Annotated in this window: 11 protein-coding genes; 1 reads left to right on the top strand and 10 read right to left on the bottom strand. The window is 60.6% G+C overall.

Annotated features, from left to right (window positions below; genetic code table 11):
* Window positions 1-26 precede the first annotated feature (26 nt).
* The 6 genes from AB1N67_RS18550 to AB1N67_RS18525 all read right to left on the bottom strand — a co-directional run bounded on the left by AB1N67_RS18550 (window position 27) and on the right by AB1N67_RS18525 (window position 5,279).
* The gene (locus tag AB1N67_RS18550; protein ID WP_043206661.1) at window positions 27-680 is read right to left on the bottom strand and encodes an HAD family phosphatase; all 654 of its coding nucleotides are present in this window, start codon (window positions 678-680) and stop codon (window positions 27-29) included.
* 11 nt (window positions 681-691) lie between these two features.
* Window positions 692-1,681 carry an ABC transporter ATP-binding protein gene (locus AB1N67_RS18545; protein WP_043206660.1) on the bottom strand — a complete coding sequence of 330 codons (990 nt, stop codon included), beginning with the start codon at window positions 1,679-1,681 and terminating at the stop codon, window positions 692-694.
* A 1-nt stretch (window position 1,682) separates the two neighbouring features.
* Entirely contained in the window at window positions 1,683-2,474 is a 792-nt protein-coding gene (locus tag AB1N67_RS18540) for an ABC transporter permease (RefSeq protein WP_043206658.1), read from the bottom strand.
* A complete protein-coding gene (locus AB1N67_RS18535; RefSeq protein ID WP_043206657.1) occupies window positions 2,464-3,303 on the bottom strand; it encodes an ABC transporter permease subunit in 840 nt (279 codons plus the stop codon). Before AB1N67_RS18535 ends, AB1N67_RS18540 begins: the two co-directional genes overlap by 11 nt.
* A complete protein-coding gene (locus AB1N67_RS18530; protein WP_043206656.1) occupies window positions 3,300-4,106 on the bottom strand; it encodes an alkaline phosphatase family protein in 807 nt (268 codons plus the stop codon). Before AB1N67_RS18530 ends, AB1N67_RS18535 begins: the two co-directional genes overlap by 4 nt.
* A gap of 108 nt (window positions 4,107-4,214) precedes the next feature.
* Window positions 4,215-5,279, bottom strand: a complete 1,065-nt coding sequence (locus AB1N67_RS18525) for an ABC transporter substrate-binding protein (RefSeq protein WP_090343631.1) — start codon at window positions 5,277-5,279, stop codon at window positions 4,215-4,217.
* Window positions 5,280-5,602: 323 nt separating this feature from the next.
* On the opposite strand from AB1N67_RS18525, the gene phnR reads away from it, so the two are divergent.
* Window positions 5,603-6,316 carry a phosphonate utilization transcriptional regulator PhnR gene (phnR, locus tag AB1N67_RS18520; protein WP_102082282.1) on the top strand — a complete coding sequence of 238 codons (714 nt, stop codon included), beginning with the start codon at window positions 5,603-5,605 and terminating at the stop codon, window positions 6,314-6,316.
* 66 nt (window positions 6,317-6,382) lie between these two features.
* On the opposite strand, the gene AB1N67_RS18515 is transcribed toward phnR, so the two are convergent.
* The 4 genes from AB1N67_RS18515 to AB1N67_RS18500 all read right to left on the bottom strand — a co-directional run bounded on the left by AB1N67_RS18515 (window position 6,383) and on the right by AB1N67_RS18500 (window position 13,280).
* On the bottom strand, window positions 6,383-9,325 hold the full coding sequence (locus AB1N67_RS18515) for an RHS repeat-associated core domain-containing protein (protein ID WP_090343635.1): 2,943 nt from the start codon (window positions 9,323-9,325) through the stop codon (window positions 6,383-6,385).
* Between the two features lie 161 nt (window positions 9,326-9,486).
* Complete coding sequence (locus AB1N67_RS18510; protein ID WP_043206653.1) at window positions 9,487-11,625, bottom strand: mechanosensitive ion channel family protein; 2,139 nt, start codon at window positions 11,623-11,625, stop codon at window positions 9,487-9,489.
* A gap of 44 nt (window positions 11,626-11,669) precedes the next feature.
* A complete protein-coding gene (locus AB1N67_RS18505; RefSeq protein WP_167358066.1) occupies window positions 11,670-11,834 on the bottom strand; it encodes a hypothetical protein in 165 nt (54 codons plus the stop codon).
* Between the two features lie 156 nt (window positions 11,835-11,990).
* On the bottom strand, window positions 11,991-13,280 hold the full coding sequence (locus tag AB1N67_RS18500; RefSeq protein WP_043206652.1) for a M18 family aminopeptidase: 1,290 nt from the start codon (window positions 13,278-13,280) through the stop codon (window positions 11,991-11,993).
* Window positions 13,281-13,319 lie beyond the last annotated feature (39 nt).

The raw sequence follows: 13,319 nt of genomic DNA, 5'->3' as shown, positions 1-13,319 counted from the left end.
GTTTTTACCCGCGAACAGGCTGAAAATCAGCTCCAGCTCAGGATCGGCCACCCATTGATCTGCGCATGCTCACGCAACACCGGGTCCGGGTTGACCACATGCGGGTAGTCGACTTTCAGCAGCAGCGGCAGGTCATTGCGCGAGTCCGAATAGAAGCTGGCGCCTTCGAGGTTCTCCTGCTCTTGGTCCAGCCACTCCAGCAGGCGGGTGATCTTGCCTTCACGGTAGGTCAGCACCCCGTGGGTCTTGCCGGTGTACACGCCATTCACCGCTTCCAGCTCGATGGCCAGGTATTCGTCCACGCCCAGACGCGCCGCGATCGGTCCCACCAGGTGAGTTCCCGAGGCGGAGATGATCAAGATGCGGTCGCCACGCTTGCGGTGTTCGGCGATGCAGCGGCAGGCGTCGCCAAAGATGATCGGTTCGATCACGTCTTCGACCCAGGGCTCGATCAGGTGTTCGACCTCCTCGAGGGTACGTCCTGCTATCGGCTCCAGGCTGAAGGCCATGTACTCCTCCATCTGCAGGTGGCCTTTGCCATAGGCTTCCATCAATTCCTGGTCGCGTCGCAGGAATTCCTTGCCGTCGACCCAGCCCAACTGAGCCATCTGCTTGCTCCACAGCGAGGCGCAGTCACCGTGGATCAGGGTTTCGTCCAGATCGAATATTGCCAATGCCATTGTTGTTCTCCTTAGGCCACTTCTCGTAGCGCCGTGGGGTCGATCGACAGGGACACCCGCTGGCCATCGGCATGCAGGTCGGCCGATGAGCGGTTGAGTACGTCCACCACCAGTTCCACGCCACGCACCTGCACCCGGTAGCGGATGACGTTGCCCAGCAGGCTGTGGCTGCGAACCTGGCCTTCGAGCTCGCCGTCCAGGTGCAGGCTGATGGCTTCCGGGCGGATCGCCAGGCGGGCGGCCACCGGGCGTTGCAACAGGCGGCTGGCGGCGTCCGGGTCGAGCAGGTTGTAGTTGCCGATGAAACCTGCGGCGAACAGGTCCACGGGTGCTGTATAGAGGGTTTCGGCATCGCCGCTCTGGACAATGCGTCCTTGGTTCATCAGGAAGATTCGATCGGACATCGTCAGCGCTTCTTCCTGGTCGTGGGTGACGAAAATGGTGGTCAGCCCCAGCTCGCGCTGGATCGCGCGGATCTGCTCGCGCAGGTGCTTGCGGATACGCGCGTCCAGGGCCGACAGTGGTTCGTCGAGCAACAGCAGACGAGGGCGGGTCACCAGCGATCGGGCCAGGGCCACGCGCTGGCATTGACCACCGGAGAGCTGGTGCGGATAGCGCCCGGCAAAACTGCCCAGCTCCACCAGCTCCAAAGCCTCGAGAACCCGGGCCTTGCTCTCGTCGGCCTTGGTCTTCTGCATGCGCAGGCCGAAGGCGACATTCTGCTCCACGGTCATGTTGGGGAACAGCGCGTAGCTCTGGAAGACCATGCCGATGCCGCGCTTCTGCGGGCTGACGGGCACCAGGTCTTGGCCATCGAGCAGGATCCGGCCACTGTCCACGGGGGTGAGGCCGGCGATGCAACGCAGCAGGGTCGACTTGCCGCAGCCGGATGGACCCAGCAGTGTGACGAACTCGCCGCGTTCGATCTGACAGTCGATGTCGTGGAACACCGGGCTGCCGGCATAGCTTTTGTGCAGTTTCTGTACGCTGACGAAGCTCATGTCAGGATTTGTCCTTGTTCAGGCGATTGGCGACCCAGGTCAGCACCAGCACGAAGGCGAAGTAGGAGATTACCAGTGCACTGTTGAAATGGCCGCTGCTGTTGCGCATGTTGTTCAGGTACACCTGCAAGGTCTCGTAGCGTGTACCCACCAGCAGGTTGGCGAAGACGAACTCGCCGAACAGGAAGGAGAACGACAGCAGCAGTGCCACCATCAGGCCCTTGCGCAAGTTCGGCAGCACCACCAGGAACGCTGCCTGCCAGGTGCTGGCACCGAGCAGTTGGGCGGCGTCCATCAGGTCGCGCAGGTTGATCGCCTGCAGGTTGTTGGTGATCGCCCGGTACATGAAGGGCAGGGCGATGGTGAAGTAGCAGCCGATCAGGATCCAAGGCGTACCGACCATGGCCATCGGGCCGCTGCCATACAGCTGCAGCAGGCCCACCGAAGACACCACCGGTGGCACGGCGAACGGCAGGAGGATGAGGATATTCATCAGCGCGTCCAGCCGCGGAAAGTGGTAATGCACCACGAACAGCAAAGGCAGGATCAGCACCACCGATAGCACCAGCGCACCTACGCACACCAGCAGCGACTGGCCGAAGGCCGCGAGAAAGCGCGGCTCGCTCCACAACGCCAGGTACCACTTGAAGGTCAGGCCGCTGGGCAGCAGGCTCGCCGACCAACTGGTGGCCAAGGAGTAGAGCAGGGTGCCGGCCAGCGGCAACAGCAGGATGATGAACAACAGGTACACCACGACCCGGTGATAGAGGCTGGTTCGAGGTTCAGCGCGCATGGTAGCTCCTCTTGAGCAGCCATTGATGGACCACGGTGACCAATGTCATCAGCCCCACCAGCACCATGGCCAGGGCGCTGGCCAGGTTCGGATCCAGGGTGATGTCACCGGCCACCAGGGCGGCGATGCGGATCGGCAGTACGTTGAAGTTGCCGGTGGTCAGGGCGTAGACGGTGGCGTAGGCGCCCAGAGCGTTGGCCAGCAGGATCACGAACGTGCCCAGCAACGCCGGAGCCAGCACCGGCAGGCCGATGTGCCGCCAGAACTGCCAATGACTGGCACCCAGCAGGGCTGCCGACTCGCGCCAGTCTTCCCGCAGGGCGTCGAAAGCCGGGTAGAGCAGCAGCACGCCGAGGGGAATCTGGAAGTAGGTGTACACCAGGATCAGGCCGCTCTTGGAATAGATACTGAAATCCTCGAGCAGGCCCACCTGCTTGAGCAGCAGGGTCAGGGCGCCGTTGAAGCCGAGCAGGATGATGAAGGCGAAGGCCAGCGGTACGCCAGCGAAGTTACTGGTCATGTTGGCGAAGGCACTGACGAAATCACGCAAGCGTGAATCCACCTGGCGCAGGGAGTAGGCGCCGAGGGTCGCGATGACGATGCCGAACAGGCTCGACCAGAAGCTGATTTCCAGACTGCGTTGCAGCGCCTGCAAGTAGAACTTCGAGGCGAAGACCTTGCTGAAATTGGCAAGTCCCCAGCCGCTTTCACTCTGCAGGCTGTTGATGGCCACCCAGGCCAAGGGCGCGATCTGGAAAACAATGAAGAACACGGCAAACGGGAGCAGGCAGAGCAGGGCCAGGTAGCGGCCACGTTGGCTGGCATTCACTTGAGCAGCTCCCGGCAGACTGGCTTGTCATGCGGCGCGCCGAGCAGCTCGCAGATCGTGCCGCACAATTCGGTCTGCAGGGGCGTGGCCGCAGGGTCCAGGCTGAATGCCTCGCCGAACACGAACAACGGCACTTCGCGCTCCTCGGCCAGCAAACCATTGTGCGAGCGGTCGTTGTTCATGCCATGGTCGGCGGTCACCAGCACCTGATAGCCCTCCTGCAGCCACAGCGGTAGGTAGTCGGCCAGCAGGATGTCGGCGCTGCGAGCGGCATTGCGGTACTGGCTGCTGTCCAGGCCATGGCGGTGCCCGGCGTCATCGATGTTCATCGGATGGACCAGCAGGAAGTTCGGCGCATGGCGCCGACGCAGGTATTCGGCATCGGCCAGCAAATGCGAGTCAGGGTAGTGGTCGGCGTAGTAGAACAGGCCGTGTTGGATCGGCAGCTTCGGCGCGTGGGTGTGACGGTCGCGCAACGGGTCGAAGGGCGAGCGGTTGTACAGCTCGCTAAACCAGTGATATGCCGCCGCCGCGGTCCCTAGGCCCGCTTCTCGGGCATAGTGGAAGACACTGCGCTGGGTGGACAGACGATTGATGTTGTTGTGCACGATGCCGCTGTCGATGGGCGGGACACCGGTGAGAATGCATTCGTACAGCGGGCGTGACAGCGATGGCAGCTCGCACTCTACGCGGTACAGGGCGGCACGGTCGGCCTCGACATAGGCATGCAGATGACCCATGGCGTGGTGGGCCACCTGATGGTTGAGGCCGTCGAGCAGGACCAGGATGACGTTGTGTTGCATGGTGGCTCCCAGTGGAGCTGCAAGCTGCAAGCTACAAGCGACAAGAAGAAGCAGGCATGTCGATCACCTGCTTTGACTTGAAGCTTGCAGCTTGGCACTTGAAGCTTTTTATTCCATCTCGATGATCACTTGCTCTTGCCACATCTGCGGCAGCTTTTTGGAAGTGGCCTCCCAGGCCTCGGCATTCTTGATCGGTTGGGCGGCGCTGTACTGCTCGTTCGGCAGCAGCTTGGCCTGCACCTCGGCCGGCAGCTTCAGGTGCTCGGCGCGAATCGGACGGGCGTGCCCGATGGCCAGGTTGGTCTGGCCGGCGTCACTGAAAATGTACTCACGCGTCAACTTGGCCGCGTTGGGGTGCTTGGCGTACTTGTTGATGATAGTGGTGTAGCCGGAGATCACTGAGCCATCGGACGGGATCAGCACCTCGAAACGCTTGGGATCGATCTGCTCCCGGTAGCTCAGACCGTTGAAGTCCCATACCACGCCGACTTCCACTTCACCTTTTTCCAGAGTCTGGATGGTCGGGTTGGCCAGCGACAGGCGCTTTTGCTGGGCGAGTTTGGTGAACAGTTGCAGGCCGGGTTGCAGGTTGCTCTCGTCGCCCTTGTAGGCGATGGCTGCGGCGAGCACGCCATTGGCGGCCTGGGCGGCGGTGCCTACGTCGCCGATGGCGACCTTGTACTTGCCTTTTTCCAGGTCGTGCCAGGTTTTCGGGCGTTCACTTTCCTTGACCAGGTCCTTGTTGATGATGAACGCGATGGTACCGGTATAGGCCAAGGCCCAGTGGCCATCCTTGTCTTTGGCCCATTCTGGAACTTGATCCCACGTACTGGGTTTGTACGGTTGGGTCACACCTTTGGTGGCGGCGATGGGGCCGAAGGCGGCGCCCACGTCACCGATGTCGGCACTGGCGTTGTCCTTCTCGGCATCGAACTTGGCGATCTCCTGGGCCGAGCTCATGTCCGTGTCGCTGTGCTTGAGCCCGTATTTGCTGGCAAGGTCCGCCCAGGTGCCTTTCCAGTTAGCCCAGGCATCGGGCATGCCCACGCTATTGACGGTGCCTTCCTTGCGAGCGGCCTCTTCCAGGGCCTTGAGATCGGTATCGGCGGCCATGGCCGAGGTGCACAGGGCGATGGCCGAGCCCAGCAGTGACGCCATGAAGAACTTTTTCATCCGAAGCTCCTTTGGTGGGGCCTTGCAGTGTTGTTGTAGGAAAACCGTTCGTTTGCGAACCTTTGGTCTAGGTCAGCAATCCTCGAGCCAAGGTAGGCCGGTTGCGTGACAGTTTGATGTACGAGCAGGCCCGCAACCCTGCGATGCAGGCCCTGGCACTACAGCGTAGACCAGATCGCAGGCCTTTATTCGCAAGGCCTTGCTCGTTTCCCAGGCCAGCACTGGTAGTCTTTGTCACAGGATGTTCATCAGCCCTCCCTAGGCTTGCACTATTCTCCAATTGCCCAACATTGGGGCTGGACTAGTCCATACAGGTAACCTTGATGCACTCGACGCCACCGCGCGCGGTAACAGCCATCTGCCATGCCCTGCAGGAGCAGATCGAACACGGTCTGCTGGCGCCGGGCGGCAAGCTGCCGGCCGAACGCAAGCTCAGTGAGGTGTTCGACACCACACGTATCACCCTGCGCGAGGCCTTGGTGCAGCTGGAGGCACAGGGGCTGATTTATCGCGAGGAGCGGCGGGGTTGGTTCGTGGCGCCGGAGCGGCTGACTTATGACCTGATCGAGCGCAGCCACTTCCATGCCATGGTCCGAGAGCAGGGGAGGGTGCCCAGTACCGAGCTGCTGTCTGCTCGGTTGCAACCGGCCTCGGCGGCGATCTGTGCGCGGTTGCGCTTGCCGGCGTTGTCCAGCGTGGTGCAGATCTGCCGCTTGCGGCGTATCGACGGGCGCGCGGTGCTGTATGCCGAGCATTATCTGAACCCTAGGTATTTTCCTGGGATCCTGGAGTTGGATCTTGGTCAGTCGCTGACCGAGATCTATGCCAGAGCCTATGGGATCGCTTATGGCCGGGTATGCTTCGAGATCCTGCCGACCGCGTTGCCGGCTCCGGCTGCCGCAGCCCTCAAGGTCTCGGCGGGTAGTCCGGGGTTACATGTCACCCGGGTCAACAGCGACCAGCATGGGCATCTGATCGACTGTGACCTGGAATATTGGCGTCATGATGCGATACGGATTCGGGCTGAGGCGGGGTGAGTTCAGGCATTGGGGTACCGCCGGTCTTGCATGCAGCAGACCGGCGGGGCCGGTTGTTGAGATCGCTTAAGTACGAAATTTTTTTTCGTACTTAACGTACAGTTCGTTAAGTTTATCCAGTTCGGCCAAGGCTGCCTGGTAAGGCTTCTCGACCTCCGATCTTCCCACCCATGCATCAGGGTTGAACGGGTCATTATTCAATGTAATGGAAAGCTCTCGTGGGCCATCGGGTATGAACGGCCTCAACAGGCTTTTACGGCTGCGCATGCTGCTGAGCTTACCGAATTGCGCGTCTATCTTTGAGTAAATGGCATGAAGGGCACCTTTTGCATTCTCTACTTGAGCAGGTATTGCCCCGGCTACTGCATGTTTTGTGGTAACGGTTATTGATTTTTCCACTTCTGTGGCGACTTTTATCGCTTTTGATACGGGAAGGGTAAGAGGGTATTGTGGTAAACCCACGCCTGTCGCCACTTTGTTTGCATCGTTGGTCATTTGATCATCGGTTATTTTTTCACGGAGCTTTTCCATGGTTATTTCTTTTTCTAGGAAATGTTTGATTTTATGCCCAAGGCCGCCTTCGGCCGTTTCGTTTATTTTTTTTGTCATGTCGAGGTCTGGCGTCAACTCAGCCTGCGGGAGTATTTTCTCTGCCGCTTTCTTTACAACGGTTTTCCCGACGAGCCCTCCTACGCTAGCCCCCCAGGTTGCGCCTACAGCGGCTCCTGGAACGTTGGCGATAACCCCTCCTACAGCGCCTCCTATAGCCCCTCCCGCCGCACCGCCCAGGAGGCCGCCGGCCATGCCAATGGTCGTAGCGAGCGCTTCCAAAACGATCGACATCAACACGTAAATAATCCGGCTTTCGGTTTGGCTTCGCATATAATCTTGAATTTGAAGCCTGGTGTTACGGATCATACTGGGTGCGCTCTTCAGCGCTTGGAACTCATGGTAATACCCTTCGGCATTCAATCCGTTGTTGTCTTTTAAGGCAATGGGGTTGTTTCGTACCATTCGATAAAGATTAAGTCCATCGACCGTACCGGCAGGGTCTGCACTGAGCCAGCGCCCGACCCAGGGTTGGTAATACCGGTGACCGTAATAATAGAGCCCCGTGCCATCGCGTTCTTTCCCTGAATAACGCACGGTCTTGTAATCGGCTTCTGTCTGGCTGCGAGCGGCCCATACCGCAGAGCCGCCGTAGGGGTAGTACTCTTCATAGCTGATGATTTGACCGTCGCTATCGAGTTCGAGCCCGACGCTGTCTATGAGATTGGAATAGCCGTAGCGCAGCGAGTCATTGCTGACACTTGGCGGTGTGCCGGTTTCCCAGTGCAGTAATCGCACTTGAGCATTACCGGCTTCGCCGATGGTGATCACGTGAAGCAGTTCTTTTATCGCATCGTCCCTGAAACGGGCGCGCACCTCCAACCCTGGCAAATAAAGTACGTATCCCGTTTGGGCGCCTGCCTGTTGGGAGTTGTATTTGGCGATCCGTTGGCCGTCTGCACCGTAGCGATAGCTTTCCTGGTCAACAGCGCTGTCATCACCTGCCTGTGACACGAACTTGCCGAGCTGCCCGCGCGGTGTCCAATGAAGGGATTGGCCAGGTTGCAGTTGTAACTGATTGCCCGCTGCATCGAAGAGGGCATCGACCTTGGCAGGATCGTCGGCGAGAGTATGCAATACCGCCCGATTGCTGCGGTTGGACACTGTCATGTCCAGGGTATAGCTGTTGTTGGAGGCGGGTGCGCTGTGTGAGATACGCGTCAGGTTGCCAGCGCGATCGTATTGGTAACGACGTGTGTAGTTGGTGTAGGCCCCGTCGTTGGTCGGGAGTGGAATGGTGGGGGAGGGAGGCTTAGGGCCTTGGCGGGGCATATCGGCCATTTCACGGCCGCTGGCTGAGATCAGTTGATAGAGGCTGTCATATGCATAGCGATTGACCGGTACGATCTTCTGATTACGCCAGAACCGCGTCGCCTCCGCATCATTGTGCACACTCAGGATATTACCGACTGGGTCATATTCGTACCGTATGTCTTGCAGGACTTTCGCCTCGCTGCGCCCGGCACGTCGTTCGATCTTGCTGCCTAGGAGGCGCTGAGTCCGCTGTTCGTAGGTGTAGGTGGTAATGACGCCGTTGCCCTGTTCTTCCCGCAGCTTTTGTCCGAACGCGGAGTATTCCACAGCCTTCAAGATAACCCGCGTCGTTCCACCTTTCATGATCAGCCGAGTGCTACGCAGCATGCCCGCTATGTCATAGGCCTGGCATTGGGTATGGCCGAGCGCATCGCGTTGCTCGATGGAAGCTCCCGTCGCGTCGATACGATATGAGGTCGTGAACGCATCCGGTGCTAGTAGCTTGTCCCAGACTGCCGCGTCTTCTCCCTGCCAATCGGCTTCGGTGCCTTCCGCCAGCAACTTTTGGGTGGCGGAAAGTACGCTTGCGGCCAAGCCGGCGCTGTCCATCTGCCAACAACCTGCCGTGTCATAGTGGCGCACGCATCGGCCTGCAAGATTCTGATCCTTCGCAGTCTGGGTGTTGTCGCCCCAGACCAAGCGTTCTGTGATGCGCGGATTTGCTTCGGCGATATGCTCACTCACGTGTAGCAATCGCCCTGCAAGCGGTGGGGTTTCATAGTGCCAGCGATGGAGCACGCCTGTGGCGCCAATGCTCAGGCACTGGCGGCCGTGAACATCGTTGAGCGAGAGCGTGACGCCCGCGTCGGCACTGTCGCTACGCAGGACATCGCCCGTCAGCGAATTATGAAATTTGTAATTGGGTTGGGTCGTCGCGTCCACGGCTTGGCGTTCATGGAGGCGAGGATCGATGCTTTGCTCAAGCTGCGCAAGGGCGTTAAACCGGTGGCGGGTGATGCGTTCGTCGAGTTGTTCGGGTGTATCGGGATGGCGATGATAAGCGATATCGCGGATGCCTAATCCTCGGTTGTCTCGGACGGTGACCGTAGGCGTTCCGTTATGAAGTGAAAAGTCTATGTGTCCCAACTTGCAGTTACCTTGATCATGTTGATTTTTCGCCACCCCCAGAGGGGAGTGAAGAATCAGCTTGATTTGGCTGTATGGCTGACTGCTAGTCGGAAAGCGCTGTTTGACGTATCGGAAAAGCCGCCAGGCATGGCGGCATCCCTGTCGTACTCAGATGAGTATCAATCGGCGGTCGTGCCTCCACCCGCCGTCACCACCTGCACCGACAACCGTGGCGTCGCCAGATCCAGCCCGGCTTCATCGAGCTGGCGCTTCAAGGCCAGATTGAATGCCCGCGACACCTCCCATTGCTTGATAGGCGCCGTCTTGAACCGCGCCCGCAAGATAGCCGACCCTGATTCGAAGCTCTCTACCCCCTGCAGCTCCAGAGGGGACCAGATGTTGCGCCGCATCAGCGGGTCGTTGCGCAGCTTCTGCCCGACCTCGCGAATCAAGGTGATCGCTTGGTCGATCGCCATGCTGTGGGGAATGGCCACCCTGAAGATCGCATAGCCGAATTCGCGCGAGTAGTTCTTGATGCTCTTGATCTCGCTGAACGGAATCGTATGCACGATGCCGTCAATGTCTCGCAGCCGCACGGTGCGTATGGTCAGGCCTTCGACCGTGCCCAGGTGACCACCGACATCCACATAGTCATCGATGGCCAAGGAGTCCTCGATGATGATGAACAGGCCGGTGATCAGATCGGCTACCAGCGACTGGGCGCCGAAACCGATCGCCAGGCCGATGACACCGGCACCGGCGAGCAGCGGAGTGACATTCATGCCCATGTTCGCCAGGGCGACGATCACTGCGATGATGAAGATCGCCACGAACATCACGTTGCGGATCAGCGGCATCATGGTTTGTGCGCGAGCGTTGGCCAGGCCCCGGCGTGAGCGCACCAGAGCGTGGTGTACCGCCGTGTCGGCCAGGATCCACACCAGCCAGGCTGCGATCATGGTTCCTGCCAGACCCACCAGGCGCATGCTCACTTCATGGCCATCGCCCTCGGCGAAATTGATCATCGACAGCCCCCAGACCCGCAGGCCCAGTTCGATGAACACCAACCAGATGAACAGGTGCACCAGAGCGTAGCCAAAGTTGCGCAGGCGCTCGGCGTATACCTCCTGGCGTCGGTTGGCGCGCTTGGGGTTGGCCGCGTGACGACGCACCAGGCCGTTGAGCACCATGCACACCACCACCAGCACGGTGCACATCAGCGACTGGCGCAGGGCCGTGCTGGTGTCACCGGCCGAGACGAACGTGGCGAACAACGAGACAGCTACCAAGAGCAGCGCCGGTACGAACCAGAAGCTGCCGAGGATCTCGATGGTGTCGCTCAGGGTTCGCCGGGTCAGGCGTCGGGACAACGGCTGGTTGCGAATCAAGTGAGCGATGGGGCGGCGAAAGCGCAGGATGAACAGGCCGGTGCACATCGCCGCCACCACATTGGCCAGTGTTGCCAGGGCATGGGCCAAGTGGCTGCCCAGGGCGGTCGTCATGCGCGGGTCGCTCATCGCCTCGCCGAACGCAGCGAAGCTGCCGATCAGCCACAGCGGGCGGAACGCCTGATGGCGCAGGATGTACAGGGCGCGATGACGGTGTGGGCCGTCGAGCAGTGAGAAGGCGATCACGCAGATCGCCGAGAACAGGGTGCCGACCACCAAGGCGTAGGCCAGGACCATGGCCAGTGATTTGCCCAGGGAAGAGGGCAGGGCGAAGCTCAGGTAGACCGTGAACACCAGTGCAACCATCCAAGGCCCCAGCTTGCGCAAGGCAAAGCGGACCAAGTCCCAGGTGCGCGGGTGTTGGGGCAGTTCTTCGGTCAGGCCGAAGCGCAGGCGCACGCGATGGCCGATCCAGTTGAAGGCATACGCCAGCAGGCTCCAGACCGCGATGATCGCCGCGAAGCCGAACAGGATCGCCGGCCATTGATGCACGGGAACGATCAGGGCCGCCAGCTCCTGCTGGGCCTGGTCGATTTCCAGGGACCAGCGCCGGAATGGGCTGGCGTCGCCGCTGAATTGCTTTTCCAGGTCGTGCAACGCGCCGCCGATCAGCCCGAGCACGCCCTGTTCGACGGTCGGTTGCGACTGTTTGGTGGCATCGCGCAGTTTTTTCAGGTCGGCCAGCAGCTTGGCGCGTTGCTGGTCGTTTTCCAGGTTCTTGATCACCTCATCGAGCGACTTGCCCAAAGGCTCGGTCGCCTCCGGCTGCGCTGGCGCGCTCGATCCGAGCAGACTTGGCAGGCCCGCGGCCTGGACCGGGGTGATGAACAGGAACAACAGCAGGAACAGGCAACGCAGGAGTGCAGGCACCGGGAAATCTACCTCAGGTCAAACGATTGACCGAGTGTAGAGGTTTATGAGGGCAGTTGCTCCAGGATCTTCCAGCAAGTGAGGCCGAAGATACCCAGGGTTCCGATCCACATCATCAGCACGCCGATATTGCGTTCGCGCAGGCTGAAACCAATGGTTAGCAGCAGCAGGAACAGGAAGACCGGCAGGAACAGCGACAGGAACGTCATGGACAGGAATCCTTCTGAAAGATAGGGCCATGCTTTAAGCATAGCGGCTCGGGACGCAGGCGAGATTGATCAAGGACAGGCATCGAGCATGCCGACAGGGCATCGGTGGGTGCTGGCGATGCCGGGAAAAGGGCCGCAAAGCGGCCCTTGGGCCACTCAGGGCAGTTCGCGGCTACGGTAGAACGCGGTGAGCACCTTCACCAGGTGCGCCAGGTCATGGCTGCCGCATAGCTCGCGGATCGAGTGCATGGCGAAGGTCGGCAGGCCGATGTCCACCGTGCGCACGCCCAGATGGCTGGCGGCGATCGGGCCGATGGTCGAGCCACACCCCATGTCGCTGCGTACCACGAAGCTCTGCACCGGCACTTCCTCGGCCATGCACAGGTGGCGGAAGAAGCCTGCGGTTTCGCTGTTGGTGGCGTAGCGCTGGTTGTTGTTGACCTTGATGACGGGGCCCGCGTTGAGCTTCGGCCCATGGTTGCCGTCGTGCTTGTCGGCATAGTTGGGGTGCACGCCGTGGGCGTTGTCGGCCGAGACCATCAGCGAGCGCTGGATGGTTCGCACATAGTCGTCGCCATCGGGTAGCAGGCGCTGCAGGGTCTGTTCGAGCATTGGACCGTCGGCGCCGCAGGCTGAGCAGGAACCGACTTCCTCGTGGTCGTTGCATACCAGCACGCAGGTTTCGTCGCTGTCCGCCGCCAACAGGGCCTGCAGACCGGCATAGCAGGAAAGCAGGTTGTCCAGGCGGGCAGCAGCGATGAAGTCGCCATTGAGGCCGATCAGCGCAGCATCCTGTGTGTCGTAGAAGCTCAGCTCGTAATCCAGCACCACGTCGGCATTGAGGTCGTGCTCGCGGGCCAATTGCTCGGTGAGCAGGGCCCGGAAGTCCACGCGCTCGTCACCGGCCACCTGGGCCAGGATGGGGGGCAGTTCGAGCTGAGGGTTGATCGCCCAGCCTTCGTTGGCGGTGCGGTTGAGGTGGATAGCCAGGTTCGGGATCACCGCGATCGGCAGCTTGAAGTCCACCAGTTGGCTCTCGACCTTGCCGTCGCGACGGAAGGTGACCCGGCCGGCCAACGACAGGTCGCGGTCGAACCAAGGCGCGAGCAGCGCGCCGCCGTAGACCTCGACGCCCAGTTGCAGAAAACCGTGGCGCTGCAGTTCAGGCTGCGGCTTGACGCGCAGGCACGGGCTGTCGGTATGGGCGCCGACCATGCGGATACCGCCGAGCAATGGCGATTGCTTGCCCAGCTTGATAGCGATGATCGAGGAGTCGTTGCGGGTCACGTAATAGCGGCCACCCGGCACCGTCGCCCAGCTGTCGCGCTCGTCCAGGCGCTGATAGCCGGCGGCCTCCAGGCGTTGGGCGAGGCTCGCGGTCGCATGAAAAGGCGTTGGGGAGGCCTTGAGGAAATCGATCAGGCCAGCATTCAGGGAATCGCGCATAACTCACTCCGGTTCGAGCTTCAAGCTTTAAGCTGCAAG

Origin of the sequence: Pseudomonas guariconensis (assembly GCF_040822035.1) — a bacterium.
GTDB lineage: Bacteria > Pseudomonadota > Gammaproteobacteria > Pseudomonadales > Pseudomonadaceae > Aquipseudomonas > Aquipseudomonas guariconensis.
This window is presented reverse-complemented; position numbering and strand designations above follow the sequence as displayed.